Origin of the sequence: Actinophytocola xinjiangensis (genome assembly GCF_001921215.1) — a bacterium.
GTDB lineage: Bacteria > Actinomycetota > Actinomycetes > Mycobacteriales > Pseudonocardiaceae > Actinophytocola > Actinophytocola xinjiangensis.
The window spans coordinates 55,136-69,649 of the sequence record NZ_MSIF01000023.1 but is presented as its reverse complement, the minus strand read 5'-3'; the positions used below and the strand labels follow the sequence as shown (position 1 = coordinate 69,649).

General features: G+C 70.1%; 14 protein-coding genes. 6 read left to right on the top strand and 8 right to left on the bottom strand.

The genetic code is table 11. From position 1 onward, the window contains the following. Positions 1 to 11 precede the first annotated feature (11 nt). Complete coding sequence (locus BLA60_RS44365; RefSeq protein WP_075136965.1) at positions 12 to 317, bottom strand: CU044_2847 family protein; 306 nt, start codon at positions 315 to 317, stop codon at positions 12 to 14. A 117-nt stretch (positions 318 to 434) separates the two neighbouring features. Between BLA60_RS44365 and BLA60_RS33005 the strand changes: the two genes are divergently transcribed. Then, positions 435 to 1,766: a phenylacetate--CoA ligase family protein gene (locus tag BLA60_RS33005; RefSeq protein WP_075136964.1), complete on the top strand. Its 1,332-nt coding sequence runs from the start codon at positions 435 to 437 to the stop codon at positions 1,764 to 1,766. Here the strand turns inward: BLA60_RS33005 and BLA60_RS33000 are convergent. The 5 genes from BLA60_RS33000 to BLA60_RS32980 form a co-directional block, all read right to left on the bottom strand. After that, complete coding sequence (locus BLA60_RS33000; RefSeq protein WP_075136963.1) at positions 1,754 to 2,353, bottom strand: GNAT family N-acetyltransferase; 600 nt, start codon at positions 2,351 to 2,353, stop codon at positions 1,754 to 1,756. The two genes, BLA60_RS33005 and BLA60_RS33000, sit on opposite strands and share 13 nt — an antisense overlap. Next, complete coding sequence (locus BLA60_RS32995) at positions 2,350 to 4,461, bottom strand: alpha-galactosidase (protein WP_075136962.1); 2,112 nt, start codon at positions 4,459 to 4,461, stop codon at positions 2,350 to 2,352. Before BLA60_RS32995 ends, BLA60_RS33000 begins: the two co-directional genes overlap by 4 nt. After that, positions 4,458 to 5,336, bottom strand: a complete 879-nt coding sequence (locus tag BLA60_RS32990) for a carbohydrate ABC transporter permease (RefSeq protein WP_075136961.1) — start codon at positions 5,334 to 5,336, stop codon at positions 4,458 to 4,460. The genes BLA60_RS32995 and BLA60_RS32990 overlap by 4 nt, the downstream gene beginning before the upstream one ends. Next, a complete protein-coding gene (locus tag BLA60_RS32985; protein WP_075136960.1) occupies positions 5,333 to 6,160 on the bottom strand; it encodes a carbohydrate ABC transporter permease in 828 nt (275 codons plus the stop codon). Before BLA60_RS32985 ends, BLA60_RS32990 begins: the two co-directional genes overlap by 4 nt. Positions 6,161 to 6,247: 87 nt before the next feature. Beyond that, complete coding sequence (locus BLA60_RS32980) at positions 6,248 to 7,555, bottom strand: ABC transporter substrate-binding protein (protein WP_075136959.1); 1,308 nt, start codon at positions 7,553 to 7,555, stop codon at positions 6,248 to 6,250. 458 nt (positions 7,556 to 8,013) lie between these two features. Between BLA60_RS32980 and BLA60_RS45850 the strand changes: the two genes are divergently transcribed. The 5 genes from BLA60_RS45850 (at position 8,014) to BLA60_RS32955 (ending at position 13,012) form a co-directional block, all read left to right on the top strand. After that, positions 8,014 to 8,796 (top strand): DeoR/GlpR family DNA-binding transcription regulator, encoded by a 783-nt coding sequence (locus BLA60_RS45850; RefSeq protein ID WP_075137044.1) that lies wholly within the window; start codon positions 8,014 to 8,016, stop codon positions 8,794 to 8,796. Continuing rightward, the gene (gene galT / locus BLA60_RS45845) at positions 8,793 to 9,881 is read left to right on the top strand and encodes a galactose-1-phosphate uridylyltransferase (protein ID WP_245812304.1); all 1,089 of its coding nucleotides are present in this window, start codon (positions 8,793 to 8,795) and stop codon (positions 9,879 to 9,881) included. Before BLA60_RS45850 ends, galT begins: the two co-directional genes overlap by 4 nt. A gap of 90 nt (positions 9,882 to 9,971) precedes the next feature. Beyond that, a complete protein-coding gene (locus BLA60_RS32965) occupies positions 9,972 to 11,669 on the top strand; it encodes a formate--tetrahydrofolate ligase (protein ID WP_075136958.1) in 1,698 nt (565 codons plus the stop codon). Then, the gene (locus BLA60_RS32960; RefSeq protein ID WP_075136957.1) at positions 11,666 to 12,136 is read left to right on the top strand and encodes a cyclodeaminase/cyclohydrolase family protein; all 471 of its coding nucleotides are present in this window, start codon (positions 11,666 to 11,668) and stop codon (positions 12,134 to 12,136) included. The genes BLA60_RS32965 and BLA60_RS32960 overlap by 4 nt, the downstream gene beginning before the upstream one ends. 18 nt (positions 12,137 to 12,154) lie before the next feature. Next, positions 12,155 to 13,012 carry an ALF repeat-containing protein gene (locus BLA60_RS32955; protein WP_075136956.1) on the top strand — a complete coding sequence of 286 codons (858 nt, stop codon included), beginning with the start codon at positions 12,155 to 12,157 and terminating at the stop codon, positions 13,010 to 13,012. A gap of 40 nt (positions 13,013 to 13,052) precedes the next feature. Here BLA60_RS32955 and BLA60_RS32950 read toward each other — a convergent pair whose 3' ends face one another. Both BLA60_RS32950 and BLA60_RS32945 read right to left on the bottom strand, forming a co-directional pair. After that, positions 13,053 to 13,523 (bottom strand): GyrI-like domain-containing protein, encoded by a 471-nt coding sequence (locus BLA60_RS32950; protein ID WP_075136955.1) that lies wholly within the window; start codon positions 13,521 to 13,523, stop codon positions 13,053 to 13,055. Beyond that, positions 13,516 to 14,481, bottom strand: coding sequence for a sigma-70 family RNA polymerase sigma factor (locus tag BLA60_RS32945; RefSeq protein WP_075136954.1), 966 nt, complete (start codon positions 14,479 to 14,481; stop codon positions 13,516 to 13,518). Before BLA60_RS32945 ends, BLA60_RS32950 begins: the two co-directional genes overlap by 8 nt. Positions 14,482 to 14,514: the final 33 nt, after the last annotated feature.

The window sequence follows — 14,514 nt, the reverse complement described above, 5'->3', positions numbered from 1 at the left end:
GACGTGGCGTCCTAGTTCTTGATCTGGAGTTTCACCACGACGCTGGCGTTGGAGGTCGCCTTCGCGATGAACAGGTTTCCCTCGGCCGCGAAGCTGAAGCCCAACTCCACCTCGGCCGAGTCGATCCGGTTGTCGGCCTTCAAGTCACGGCACATCTCCAGCACGGGTTCGCAGGCCTTCGCGAGAACCGGCCGGAGTTGCTCCAGCGTCGAGTTGACCTTTTCGGTGAAACCACCGCTGATTTCCCGCGACTCGCCGGGCGCGGCCGCCACCTCGACGAGGGTGCCGTCCCCCAGCTCGATGATCTTGCTTGGCATGCAGGCCCCTCCAGAGAGATCCTGGGATCCACCGAAGAAGTTACAGTAGCATCGATGCGTGCTCCTGCTCGCCCACGCGGCCCTCCCGTGGACCACACAAAGAGGAGAACGGCGACGATGCGGAGGTTCACCAGAACCGAAAAGGCTCGTCTTGCCCTCGAATTCGCGACCCGTTACCGAATCATCCGGGATTTCCCTTTCCGCGGCCAGGAACAGATCCTTTCCTGGCAGTTCCGGCGAATACAGCGGCTCCTCGACATCGCCTACCACCACACCGACCTCTACCGGAAGAAATACGACGCGGCCGGCGTGCACCCGCGCGACGTCAGAACCTGGGAGGACTTCCGGTCGGTCCCGGTCCTGACGAAGGAGGAACTGATCGAGTCCGGCACCGGCGCGGTCGACCGCCGGCGAAACCCGGACCACCTGTTCGTGTCGAGAAGCTCCGGGTCCAGCGGTGAACTGGTGTCGGTCTACCTGGACGCGAAGGCGATGACCACCCAGGCCGTCCAGGCCGTGCGCATGATCAGGGAGATGGCGCCGGGCCACGGGCCGCTGGACCGGGAGCTGCTGATCTACACCTCCGAGTACCCGTACTCCTCGATCGGCGGTCTGTACCGGACCACCCACCTGCCGACGCTGCGCCCGACCCACCAGATGACCGACCACATCGCCCGCACCCGGCCCACCGTGATCGCCGCCTACCCGTCGATCCTGCGGGACCTGCTGCGGCTGGGCGACCTGCGCGGCGCGGCCCCCGGGCTCCAGGCGGTCATCACCAACTCCGAGCAGTCGCTCCAGGCCGAGCGGGACGAGTTCGCCGACCAACTCGGCTGCGCGGTCCACGACGAGTTCTCCTCCGAGGAACTGTCGAGCATCGCCCACCAGTGCCGCCACCAGACCTACCACCTCACCCAGGACTCCTCGTACGTCGAGGTGCTCTCCCCCACCGCCGACACGCCGTTGCCGGCCGGGCAGCTCGGCGAGATCGTCGGCACCTGCCTCATCAACGCGGCGATGCCGGTCATCCGGTACCGCCAGGGCGACCTGGCGTCCCTGCGCGCGCGGCGGTGCGGCTGCGGGCGCGACGGCCCGGTACTGGACACCTTCGTCGGGCGCAAGAACGACTCGTTCTGGCGACGCGACGACGTCGAGGTGCCCTCCGGGCAGATCCTGGACTGGACCTACAACCTGATCCTCACCCACCAACTCGGCGTCCAGGAGTTCCAGGTCACCCAGCGCACGACCCGCGACGTCGAGGTGGCGCTCGTGGTGTCCCCGGACTACGACCGGCCCAGCGCCAACCCGCTCATCGCGTCCAGCTTCCGGCACACCTTCGGCAGCTCGTTCGACGTGTCGATCGCGGTGGTGCCGGCGATCAGGCGGACGACCTCGGGCAAGTACAACCCCATCCGCTCGCTGGTGCGGCGCTCACCTCACAGGTACTGAACCAGCGTCAGGCCCCAGCGGTCGCGGCGCAGCTCGGTGAAGCCAAGGTGGTGGTAGAAGGCCGTGGCGCGTTCGTTGGCCAGCCCAACGCCCAGGTGCACGCCGGGCACCCGGGCCGCGCGTAACGCGGTGAACAGGGTGTCCATCAGGCGGCGGCCGTAGCCTCGGCCCTGGAGGCGGGGCAGCAGGTCGATGTGCAGGTGCGCGGGGTACTCCGCGACCACCTCGTCGGCGGCGCGCGGCGGGTCGTGCATCAGGCGGACCAGGCCGGCGTCGCGGCCCGAGGGCGGGAACGTCGTCAGCGGGTAGCGTTCACGCAGGTCCGGCCACCAGTCGCGGTCGCACTCGTGCTCGAAGATCCGCGTGTCGCGGACACCGAGGACGTAGCCGGCCACGCCGTGCTCGTCCTCGGCCACGAACGCCAGGTCCGGCGCGAGGGACAGGTAGGGACCGACGTAGAGGTGGCCGAGCAGCGCCGGGTCCTCGTGCAGCGCGGTCGCGTCCTCGCCGCTGTCGCCGGTGCGTAGGCAGATGTCGTAGAGCGCGGGCTCGTCGTCCGGCAGGAACCGGCGGATCTCCGGTGTCATCCGGTCATTATGTTGACCTCGACCAGCCACGCCTGTTCCGGGGCCAGCAGCGGCGGGCGCACCCCCACCTCGGCCAGCGCCCGGCCGGTGAGGACCCTGGGCTCCCACTCCGGTCCCGCGCGGCCCATGGTGAGCGGCTGGCCGACCGGGGCGACCGGGGTCAGCTGGTAGCGGGCGTCCGGGTCCAGGCCGGGCAGGCGCATCGCCGCCGGCACCGACCGCTCGGACGTCGTGAGCTGCACGTACGCGAACAGGGCCCGCTCCCGGGTCACCATGCCGTGCACGTACGCGGACGGGTCGGGGTGGTCGGCACGCACGAGTTCGCCGGTGTGCAGCAGGTCGCGAACCTGGTGGTAGTACGCGATTCCCGCCGACAGGGCGTCCAGCTCGTGGTCGGACAGCGCGGAGATGTCCCACTCCAGACCGAAGTGGCCGAACAACGCCGTCGCGTAGCGGAACGACAGGTGCTGGGTGCGCCACGACGAGTGCACCGTCGCCGGGCCGACATGCGCGCCGACCAGCTCCGGGGGCAGCAGCAACGCCGTCCAACGCTGGATCGTCTGGCGCTCCAGGGCGTCGTTGGAGTCGCTGGCCCACACCCGGTCGGTGCGCTCCAGGATCTCCAGGTCCACCCGCGCGCCACCGCTGGAACAGGACTCGATCTCCACCCCCGGGTGGCGGCGGCGCAGCTCGTCGATCAGCCGGTAGACCGCCAGGGTCTGGCCGTGCACCCCGGACCGCCCGGCGTGGCCGGCGGCCACCAGGTCACGGTTGTGGTCCCACTTGAGGAACGCGATGTCGTTGGCGGACAACAGCTCGTCGAGACGCTCCAGGACGTACGCGTAGGCCTGCGGGACGTTGAGGTCCAGGACCTGCTGGTGGCGGGCGCGCGGCGGCAGCGACCCGTCGCCCGGCGCCAGCACCCAGTCGGGGTGCGCGCGGTACAGGTCGGAGTCCTCGTTGATCATCTCGGGTTCGACCCAGAGACCGAACGCCAGGCCCAGCGACCGCACGTGCTCCACGATCGGGCCAAGACCGTCGGGCCACACGGTCTCGTCGACGTACCAGTCACCCAGCCCGGCGTGGTCGCCCCGGCGGTGCCGGAACCAGCCGTCGTCCAGGACGAACCGCTCCACCCCGACCCGCGCGGCCACGTCGGCCAGCCGGCGCAACCGGTCCAGGTCGTGGTCGAAGTACACCGCCTCCCACGTGTTCAGCACGACCGGGCGAGGGCGGCCCGGATGCCCGGGGCGCGAGCGCAGGTGCGCGTGGAACGCGGCACTGAACCCGTCGATGCCCCGGCCGCTGTAGGCCGCGTACAGCCACGGCGACACGTACTCCTCGCCCGGCGCCAGGATCACCTCGCCGGAGGCCAGCAGCTCGCCGCCGCCCAGCGCCGCGCCGCCCTCCGGGAGACGTTCGGCGTAGGTCAGGTGGTTGCCCGACCAGGCGACGTGCAGGCCCCACACCTCGCCGTGGCGGAAACCGAAGCCCTCGGTGCCGGCCAGCAGCGCCAGCGTCGCGTCGTGCCCGGTGCGCCCGCGCCGCGACTCCCGCGCCCAGGTACCCAGGCCGAACCGGTGGCGGTTCGGGTGGCGTTCACGGGCCCAGTGGCCGGTCAGATCCAGCAGCTCGACCGCGTGCGCCGGCACCGGCAGCGCCGCCTCCAGACCGTCCACCGTGTACGGCTCGTCGCTGTCGTTGGCGACCCCGGACCGCAACCGCAGCACACCCGAGGGGGTCAGCTCGACGGTGATCTCCAGGTGCAGCAACGCGTACGGGTCCTCGGCGACGACCGTCACCGACGAGGCGTCCACCCGCAGGTCGGCCACCCGGAACGTCGACACCCAGGCCTGCCCGGCGCGGTGGCCGCGCAGCCCCGGCCGGCCGGGGTGACCGGCGGTCGCCTCGGGCACCAGCGCCACCCCGACCGGCTCGTCCACCGCGCTGTTGGCGGCCGGGCCGACGACCGTGTCCGCCAGCGTCGCCAGGTCCTCATCGGACAGCGGGCCCAGCGGCGCTCCCCAGTGGACGACCGTCGGCAGCCGGCCGCCACGCGCGTCCAGCACGACACTGACGGTGTCCGTGGCGAGGTGGACGATCGTCATCCCTTGGTCGCTCCCAGGGTCAGGCCGGCACGCAGGTGGCGTTGCAGCAGGAAGAAGATGACCAGCGTGGGGATCGCGACGATCACCGAGCCGGCCGACAGCAGATTGTAGTCGGTGAAGAACTGGCCCCGCAGGTTCTGCAACGAGCTGGTCACCGGCAGCTTGTCGCCGGTGCGCATGAACGCCACAGCCCAGAAGAAGTCGTTGTACACCCAGGTGATCTGCAGGGTCGCCAGCGCCGCCAGCGCCGGGCGGCACAGCGGCAGCACGACCTGCCAGTACTGGCGCAGCACGCCGGCGCCGTCGACCAGCGCCGCCTCGGTCAGCTCCTTGGGCAACGTCTTCATGTAGTTGCTCAGCACGAACGTGCAGAACCCGGTCTGGAACGCGATGTTCACCGCGATCACCGCGACGTAGGTGTCGTAGAGCGAACCGGAGTCGCTGACCTCGTAGGGCAGCTCGACGTTGAGGAACAGCCGGAACAGCGGCACCAGCAACGCCTGCTGCGGCAACAGGTTCGCCGCCGTGAACAACGCCAGCAACGTCAGGTTGAACGGGAAGCTGAACCGCGCCAGCACGAACCCGACCGAGGACGCCAGCAGCAACGTGATCAGCACCGACGGGATGACGATCACGGCGGTGTTGTAGAAGGTCTGGCCGAAGTTGCCGCGCGTCCAGGCTTCCAGGTAGTTGTCGAAGGTGAAGCCACCGAAGGAGAAGTAGCCGTTCACCGACGTGTAGTCGAAGTCGCGCAGCGAGTTGTAGACCGCCCACGCGATCGGGAACAGCCACCCCAACGCCATCACCGTCAGGAACACGCGTAGCACCACGCGCGCCGGCCGCACCGGCCTGCCTCTGGTGTGGACGGTCGTCATCGCCGCTCCCGCATGACCTGGACCAGGTAGATCACGATGAACACGGTGGAGAACGCGATCATGATGGTGGCCAGCGCCGAGCCGAAGCCGACCCGGGACGCCTCGCCGATCACGTTCTGGGTCACCAGCGTGGAGATCAGCTCCAGGCCGTTGCGCCCCTTGTTGATCACCCAGGCGATGTCGAACGCCCGCAGCGACTCGATCACCGTGATCACCAGGATGACGATGTTCACCGGCCGCATCACCGGCCAGATGACCCGCAGGAACGTGCGCACCTCACCGGCGCCGTCGACCGCCGCCGCCTCACGCAGCGCCGGGTCGACGGCCTTGAGACCGGCCAGGTAGAGCAACATGATGTAGCCGGTGTGCCGCCAGCCGGCGGCGACCAGCACCGCCCACAGGTTGATGTCCGGGTCGCCGAACCAGTCGGTGTCGGTGCCCAGGACGGTGTTGAGCAGGCCCTGGTCGCGCGAGTAGATGAGCTGCCAGATGAAGCCGACCAGGGCCAGGGACAGCACCACCGGCATGAAGAAGATGCTCTGGTAGACGCGGCTGCCCCGGATCTCCCGGTCGAGCATCACCGCCAGCACCATGCCCAGCAGGGTCGGTCCGAAGAAGAACACGACCAGCCAGATCACGTTGTGCTGGACCGCCGGGCCGAACGGCGGGTAGTTCGTGGTCGCGTTCTGGTAGTTCTCCCAGCCGATCATGTTGATGTCGGCGAGGTTCCCGATCCCGTTCCAGTCGGTGAACGACAACAGCACCGTCGCCAGCGCCGGCCCCCACACCAACCCGACCACGACCAGGGTCGGCACCGCCACCATCAGGACAACGGTGAGCCGATCGATCCCGGAAAGCGTCCGAACCTGCTTGGGGCGACGGGCCTGCCTTCTGGTCACTCCCGTTCCTGCCTAACCACCGAAGATCGACGCCTTCTGGTCCTCGATGCTCTTGGTGAGCCCGTCGACGTCGTTCGGGTTGCGGATGAACTCCTGGATCGACGGGATCATCACCGTGGAGGCGAAGTCCGGGCGGGTGTCGCGGTCGAGGAACTGGGAGATCGACTTGGCCGCGCCCACCAGCTCCTGGGACTTCTTCTGCAACGCGTTGTACCCGCCCGTGTCGGCGTCGTCGTGGGCGCCGATGTTGTTCGGGTCGACCTCGAGGTACGCGTCGCCGGCGGCGGCGGTGCCCAGGTAGCGCAACAGTTCCCTGGCGTCGTCCTCGTTGCGCGGCCGGGCCGACATCATGAACCCGTCGATCGGCGCCTCGATCGCGTCGGTGCCGATCGCCGGGTCGATCTCGGGGAACGGGAAGAAGTCCAGGTCGTCACGCTCGGCGCCCTCGGGGAACTGCTGGCCCATGAACATGCCGATCGTGTACATCCCGGACTCCTTGCGCAGCAACGACTGCGCGGCCTCCTGCCAGGTCCGGCCCAGCGAGTCGGGCTGGTGGTAGGGCAGCAGCTCGCGCCACGCGTCGAAGACCGCCTTGACCTCCGGGGAGTTCCACGGCTTCTCGCCGGCCATCAGCTCGACGTGGAAGTCGTAGCCGTTGATCCGCAGGTTCAGGTAGTCGAAGGTGCCCATCGCCGGCCAGCCGTCGGAGTCGCCGAACGCGATCGGGGCCAGGCCGTCGCCCTGCATCCGCTTGGACAGCGCGACCAGGTCGTCCATCGTGGCCGGTGGCTCGTAGCCGCGTTCCTGCCACAGGCTCTTGCGGTAGAACACCGCCCACGGGTAGTAGTACAGCGGCACGAAGTACTGCTTGCCGTCCGAGCCGGTCGACTGCTGCTTCATCGCCTCGGAGAAGCCGGAGCCGATGTCCGACCACACGTCGGAGATGTCGCCGACCAGGCCCTGCTCGGCGAAGAACCGCATCCGGTAGCCGGCGAACCAGCCGAACACGTCGTCCGGGCCGCCCTGCAGGTAGTTGTTGATGTTCTCCTGGAACGAGTTGTGGTCGACCGTGTTGATCGACACCTCGCCGCCGGAGAAGCCCTTCATCATCGCGGCGATCGCGTTCTTGGGGACCTCGTCGGACCAGTTCGACCCGAACGTCACGGCACCGCCGCCGCCCCCGCCGCCGTCACCGTCCCCACCGCCACAGCCGGCTAACCCGGCCAGGGCACCGGCGCCGAGCATCCCTTTCAGCAGGGTCCGCCGCTGGATGGACAGGGCCGGAACGCCGCCGACGCCGAAGGATCGAGGGCTCCTCATTGCGCGCCTCCTCAGGCAGAAGTCGAACAGTACTGAACGCGACCTCTCAGAAACGAAACCTTGACCAACACCAGGCGGGCCTGTCAAGAGGTCGGCGGTCAACCGATGCCCGGATCGTGATCCCACACCCGACCCGCCCAAACGGCCCGAGACATCCGACCTGAGTCCCCCGCACGCGTCCGACCTGCGTCCGGTTCGTCCGAATCACCGGAGGGACGTCGGAGCGATGTGCCGCCGACGGATCGCCGGGACCCTTCAGTATGCTGGGGCCGAGCTCGGCTCCGGGTGATCACCGCTCACCCGAGGGCCTGGCCGGAGCGATGGGTGGCGCTGGTGCGCCATCCGTCGCTCTCGGTCTTTCCGGGGTCGCTCACCCGTCCGGCGACGAGCACCGATGTTCGATTGCGTTAATTTATGGTTGAATAGCGATCGGATTCGGGTCCGAGTGGGGAGTGGCGATGCTGGCAGCGGAAAGGCAGTCCCGGATCGTGGAGGAGATCCACAAACGGGGCGCCGTCCGCGTGATCGAGTTCGCGCAGATGCTCGGTGTCTCCGACATGACCATCCGCCGCGACCTCGACGCGCTGGCCCAACAGGGCCTGCTGGACAAGGTGCACGGCGGCGCCACCCGCCGCTCGGCCTCCACCGAGGAACCCGGCTTCGAGGCGAAGTCCCTGCGCCAGCAGCCGGAGAAGGAGGCCATCGCCACCGCCGCGGCCGAACTGGTCAGCTCCGGCACCGCCGTCGGCCTGTCCGCCGGTACCACCACGTGGGCGCTCGCGCACGTCCTGCGCCAGGTCGAGGGCCTCACTATCGTCACGAACTCGATGCGCATCGCCGACGTCCTGCACGCCCGCCCGTCGACCGACCAGAACGTGGTCGTCGTCGGCGGTGTCCGCACGCCCTCGGACGCGCTGGTTGGCCCCATCGCCGTCTCGGCACTGGCCCAACTGCACCTGGACATCGTGTTCCTCGGCGTGCACGGCATGGCCGAGACCGCCGGCTACACCACCCCCAACCTGCTGGAGGCCGACACCGACCGCGCCCTGGTCGCCGCCGGCCGCCGCCTGGTCGTGCTCGCCGACCACACCAAGTGGGGCGTCGTCGGCCTGTCCACCATCGCCCGCCTCGGCGACGCCGACGCCGTGATCAGCGACGACCGCCTGCCCGAGGAGGCCCGCGCGGTGCTGGAGGACCAGGTCGCGGACCTGCGCCTGGTCCCGGTGGAGCCCGGCGCGTGAGCGGCGTCGTGGGGCGGCGCACCACCGCGACACTGGCCGACGGACGCGAGATCCTCTACTTCGACCTGCCCGGCGCGCCGGACCGGGTGCTCACCGACCCGCGCGAACTGGACCCGGTGTCCACCGCCTCCCAGCTGCGCCACGACCCGGCGCTCGACGAGTGGGTCGTGCTCGCCTCCCACCGGCAGAACCGCACCTTCCTGCCGCCGGCCGACGAATGTCCACTGTGTCCGTCGCGGGACGGCCGGCACACCGAGGTCCCGTCGCCCGACTACGACGTCGTGGTGTTCGAGAACCGCTTCCCCAGCCTGTCCACGCACGCCGACCCGGTCGAGGCCGTGCTGCCCGAGCTGGTGGCCTCCGCCCCGGGCATCGGCCGCTGCGAGGTGGTGTGCTTCACCAGCGACCACAACGCCGCGTTCGCCACCCTCTCGCCCACCCACGCCCGGCTGGTCGTCGAGGCGTGGGCCGACCGCACCACCGAGCTGTCGGCGCTGCCCGGCGTGGCGCAGGTGTTCTGCTTCGAGAACCGGGGCGCGGCCATCGGCGTCACCCTCGCCCACCCGCACGGCCAGATCTACGCCTACCCGTTCGTCACGCCCCGCACCCGCCAGATGCTGGCCTCCGCCGCCGCGCACGCCGAGCGCACCGGAACCAACCTGTTCGCCGATCTCCTTGCCGGGGAACGGAAGGCGGGCACCCGGGTGGTCGCGGCCAACGAGCACTGGACGGCGTTCGTGCCGGCCGCGGCGCGCTGGCCGGTCGAGGTGCACCTGTACCCGCATCGCCGCGTGCCGGCCATCCCGGCGCTGTCCGACGCCGAACGGGACGCGTTCACCCTGCTGTACCTGGACGTGCTGCGCCGCTTCGACGCGCTCCACGACCGGCCGCTGCCCTACATCGCCGCCTGGCACCAGGCCCCGGCCGGGCCCGGCGCCGAGCACGCCTACCTGCACCTGCAACTGAGCTCGATCCAGCGGTCGGCCGACAAGCTGAAGTACCTGGCCGGGTCGGAGTCCGGAATGGGCGTGTTCATCACCGACGTGCTGCCCGAGGACGTCGCGCGGCGCCTGCGTTCGGTGTGAGCGGACTCAGCCGGAACACACTTTTGGTGAGGTAGCGTCTCGCGCGGGCAGCGGGGACCCCGCGCGCCGGATCGAGACGAGGGAGTGTCCATGGCCTTTCCGAGCGACCTGGAGATCGCCCGAGGAGCGAAGCTCAAGCCCATCGAGGAGATCGCCGCCGACATGGGCCTGCCGCCGGCCGTGCTCGAACCGTACGGGCGCGACGTGATGAAGGTCGACCTGGAGGCCGCCGAACTCCTGGGCGACGCCCCGAAGGCGAAGTACGTGCTGGTCAGCGCCATCACCCCGACGCCGCTGGGCGAGGGCAAGACGACCACGACGGTCGGTCTCGGTCAGGGCTTCAAGCACCTGGGCAAGCGTGCGACGATCGCGATCCGCCAGCCGTCGATGGGTCCGACGCTGGGCATCAAGGGCGGCGCGGCCGGCGGCGGGTACGCCCAGGTCGTGCCGATGGAACTGCTGAACCTGCACCTGACCGGGGACATGCACGCGGTGACCGCCGCGCACAACCTGTTGGCCACGATGGTCGACAACCACCTCCACCAGGGCAACAAGCTCGGGTTGGACATCGACTCGATCACCTGGCGCCGGGTCATCGACCTCAACGACCGCGCCCTGCGCAACGTCGTGGTGGGCCTGGGACCGAAGGCCGACGGCGTGACCCGCCAGACCGGCTTCGACATCACCGCGGCGTCGGAGGTGATGGCCGCGCTCGCGCTGACCACGGGCCTGGCCGACCTGCGGTCCAGGCTGGCTCGGATCGTCGTCGGCTACACCCGGTCCGGTGAGCCGGTGACCGCCGAGCAGCTGGACACGGCCGGTGCGATGACGGTGCTGCTGCGGGAGGCGATCAAGCCGAACCTGATGCAGACACTGGAGAACACGCCCGTTTTAGTCCACTGTGGACCATTCGGCAACATCGCGACCGGCAACTCGTCGGTGGTCGCCGACCTGATCGGCATCCGCTGCGGCGACTACCTGATCACCGAGGCCGGTTTCGGCGCGGACATGGGCGCCGAGCGGTTCTTCAACATCAAGTGCCGGGTGTCGGGCCAGGCCCCCGACGCCGCCGTGCTCGTGGCGACCGTGCGTGCCCTCAAGGCCCACTCCGGCAAGTTCCGCATCGTGGCGGGAAAACCCTTGCCCGAGGACCTGCTGGCGGAGAACCCCGACGACGTGCACGCCGGCGCGGCGAACCTGCGCAAGCAGATCGAGAACATCCGGCTGCACGGCGTGTCCCCCGTGGTGGCGATCAACGCCTTCCCCACCGACCACCCGTCCGAGCACGCCGCGATCCGCGAGGTCGCCGAGTCCATGGGCGCGCGGGTGGCGGTGAGCACCCACTTCACCGACGGCGGCGCCGGGGCGACCGAACTCGCCGAGGCCGTGGCCGAGGCCGCCGACGAGCCGACGGAGTTCCGTCTGCTGTACCCGTCGGCCGCGCCGCTGCGGGAGAAGATCAACGCGATCGCGACCAAGGTGTACGGCGCCGACGACGTGTCCTACTCCCCCACCGCCCGCCGCCAGCTGGACACCTACGAACGCAACGGCTTCGGCGACCTCCCGATCTGCGTGGCCAAGACCCACCTGTCGATCTCGTCTGACCCGAAGCTGCTGGGCGCGCCGACCGGCTGGACGCTGCCGGTCCGCGAGGTCCGGGCGTCGGTCGGCGCCGGTTTCGTCTACCCCATCTGCGGCGACATGCGAACGATGCCCGGCCTGGGCTCCTCCCCGGCGGCCACCCGCATCGACTTCGACGACGACGGCGAGATTGTCGGGCTGTCGTGACGTTGTTGCAGGTGTCGGTCGGGGGCCTGCTGGAACGGGTCGCCGCGCGCACACCCGCGCCGGGCGGCGGGGCGGTGGCGGCGCTGACGGCCGCGTCGGCCGCCGCGCTCGTGGCGATGGCGGCCCGGTTCAGCGGCGAGTCGGCGACCAGGGCCGAGGAGCTGCGTGCGCTGCTGGAGCCGCTGGCCGACGCCGACGCCGCCGCGTACACGGCGGTCCTGGCCGCCCGGCGGCTGCCCCGCGACGACCCGGAGCGGCCGGCGCGGATCGCCTCGGCGATGGCCTCGGCGATCGAGGTGCCCCGCACGGTCGCGTCGGCCGCCACCGAGGTCGCCGACCTCGCGGCGGCACTGGTGGCCACCGGCAACCGGAACCTCGTGGGCGACGCCCGGGTCGGCGAGTTGCTGGCCAGGGCGGCCGCCGAGGCGGCGACGGCCCTCGTGGAGATCAACCTTTCCGACAACTGAAACTGGGGAGCACAACACATGCGATGGAAGATCTCGACCGGTCTGCTGCTGGTACTCGCCCTGCTGATCCCGGCCTCACCGGCCTCAGCCCAACCGGAATCACCAAGACCGAACGCGGCGGCGTGCGAGGCGCCGACGTTCCGGGACATCCGTGAGTTCCTCGTCGACCCGGACACCGCCACCGACCTCGACATCCGCATACTGGTCAACCAGATGTCCTCCGTGGCCCGGAACGAATCACTCACCAGCCTCTTCCAGGCCACCCAGGACCTCCTCCGCAACGGAACCGCCGCCGACCTCCGCGACTTCGTCCGAACGACCTGGACCACCCCCTGGGCAGTCGACCTCCGCATCGCGACCGTCCGCACCATCGCCGACGAGGTCGGACCCCACGTGCAGGCAGCCGCCAACGCCGCCCTCACCGCGGGAACCCTCGACAGCTACCTCACCTACCTCAACCACGAACTGCACGTCGCCCGTGCCCTGGACGCCGGCTGGCCGGTGACGACGTTCCGGGACATCCGCGAGTTCCTCGTCGACCCGGACACCGCCACCGACCTCGACATCCGCATACTGGTCAACCAGATGTCCTCCGTGGCCCGGAACGAATCACTCACCAGCCTCTTCCAGGCCACCCAGGACCTCCTCCGCAACGGAACCGCCGCCGACCTCCGCGACTTCGTCCGAACGACCTGGACCACCCCCTGGGCAGTCGACCTCCGCATCGCGACCGTCCGCACCATCGCCGACGAGGTCGGACCCCACGTGCAGGCAGCCGCCGACACCGCCCTCAATGCGGGAACCCTCGACAGCTACCTGACCTACCTCAACAGCGGGCTGTACGCCGCGCGCTACCTGGACAGCTGCACGCCGTAGTCACGCGGGTGCGGGCCGCGCCGGGCGGCCCGCACCCGGGTCAGACCAGGTAGGCCAGTTCCGTGCGCCAGTGGTCGGGGTCCGGTTCGTCGTCGGGGTTGGTCAGGTAGGACTCGAACATCCCCACCCAGACGTCCCCGTCACGCACCGGCGGGCGCCCCTGGCCGGTGGCCCACGCCACCAGGTCCTCGTGGGTGGCCGCCACCCCGTCCGGGTGTCCGTGGTGGATCCGCACGGCGTACCGCCCGGCCGGCTTGCGGCCCGCGACGACCCGCCCGTCGGCCACGACCGGCGCGGCCACCGGCACCCCGACCTCCACCTCGAACTTCTCCGTCAGACCGCCCACGACCACGTGCCGGTAGAACAGGGCGCCGGCGGGCGGGATGTTCCGCTCCGCCAGCCAGCCGTACACCTCGGGGATCAGGGCGTTGACCGAACCCCACTCCCGCAGCGTCGCCCGGATCGGGATCGCCGCGTAGTGCTGCTCGGGTCGTTCCACGAAATCACTCATGCTCGTTGGTACGGATCGGCGCCGGCAAACTCATCGGCAGGCCGTAGAGCGGGAACGCGTGCGCCAGGTCGAGGTAGGTCGTGCACGAGGTGATCGACTCGGCGGTGACCTCCAGCACCACCAGCGCGAACGGCTCGTGTTCGGCGCCCGTCCAGCGGTACTGGCCGAACGCGGGCGACCCGCTGGCCATCGTCGGCACCAACCGAGCGTTGTCACACGTACCGTCACTGTGGCTGAGCGCCGCCGCGATGTGCTCACGGCCCCGCAGCCACCAGGCGAACGGCGGCATCGACATCGTCGCGTCCTCATGCATCAGAGCCACCAGCGCGGGCACGTCGTAGCGTTCGAAAGCGGCGACATACCGACCCAACAACTCGTGCTGTTCAGGTCCCAACGGCTCCGCCGGCGCCGGCGCCCGCACCGACAGGGTCGCCCGCGCCCGCTGCAACGCGCTGTGCACCGACGCCACCGTCGTGTCCAACAGCCGGGCGACCTCGGCCGCCGGAAACCGCAACACCTCCCGCAGGATCAACACCGCCCGCTGCCGCGCCGGCAAGTACTGAAGCGCCGCGACGAACGCCAACCGGACCGTCTCCCGCAGCACCGCGACCTCCGCCGGATCGCCCGCCACCGCGCGACCGTCCGGCACCGGCTGCACCCACGCGCCCTGCGGCAACGGAGCGCCCAGATCGGGCCCCGGCTCACTGGCCGGCCCGAGATCCATCGCCAGCGCACGCCGCTGCGCACTCCGCAGCATGTCGACACAGACGTTCGTGGCGATCGAGTACAGCCACGCACGCAGCGAGCCCCGCGCCGGGTCATAGCCGGCCCGCAACGCCCGCACCAGGGTCTCCTGCACGGCGTCCTCGGCCTCGAACCCGGAGCCGAGCATGCGGTAGCAGTAACCGGTCAGCTCCACCCGATGGGTGTCGAGCCACTCACCAGTGTCAACCGCCATGGGCCCGAGCATCGCACACGGTCAGCCCACACC

Coding starts and splice junctions, on each gene's coding strand:
- BLA60_RS44365 (WP_075136965.1), bottom strand. CDS start 317: ATGCCAAGCAAGATCATCGAGCTGGGGGACGGCACCCTCGTCGAGGTG.
- BLA60_RS33005 (WP_075136964.1), top strand. CDS start 435: ATGCGGAGGTTCACCAGAACCGAAAAGGCTCGTCTTGCCCTCGAATTC.
- BLA60_RS33000 (WP_075136963.1), bottom strand. CDS start 2,353: ATGACACCGGAGATCCGCCGGTTCCTGCCGGACGACGAGCCCGCGCTC.
- BLA60_RS32995 (WP_075136962.1), bottom strand. CDS start 4,461: ATGACGATCGTCCACCTCGCCACGGACACCGTCAGTGTCGTGCTGGAC.
- BLA60_RS32990 (WP_075136961.1), bottom strand. CDS start 5,336: ATGACGACCGTCCACACCAGAGGCAGGCCGGTGCGGCCGGCGCGCGTG.
- BLA60_RS32985 (WP_075136960.1), bottom strand. CDS start 6,160: ATGGTGGCGGTGCCGACCCTGGTCGTGGTCGGGTTGGTGTGGGGGCCG.
- BLA60_RS32980 (WP_075136959.1), bottom strand. CDS start 7,555: ATGAGGAGCCCTCGATCCTTCGGCGTCGGCGGCGTTCCGGCCCTGTCC.
- BLA60_RS45850 (WP_075137044.1), top strand. CDS start 8,014: ATGCTGGCAGCGGAAAGGCAGTCCCGGATCGTGGAGGAGATCCACAAA.
- BLA60_RS32965 (WP_075136958.1), top strand. CDS start 9,972: ATGGCCTTTCCGAGCGACCTGGAGATCGCCCGAGGAGCGAAGCTCAAG.
- BLA60_RS32955 (WP_075136956.1), top strand. CDS start 12,155: ATGCGATGGAAGATCTCGACCGGTCTGCTGCTGGTACTCGCCCTGCTG.
- BLA60_RS32950 (WP_075136955.1), bottom strand. CDS start 13,523: ATGAGTGATTTCGTGGAACGACCCGAGCAGCACTACGCGGCGATCCCG.
- BLA60_RS32945 (WP_075136954.1), bottom strand. CDS start 14,481: ATGGCGGTTGACACTGGTGAGTGGCTCGACACCCATCGGGTGGAGCTG.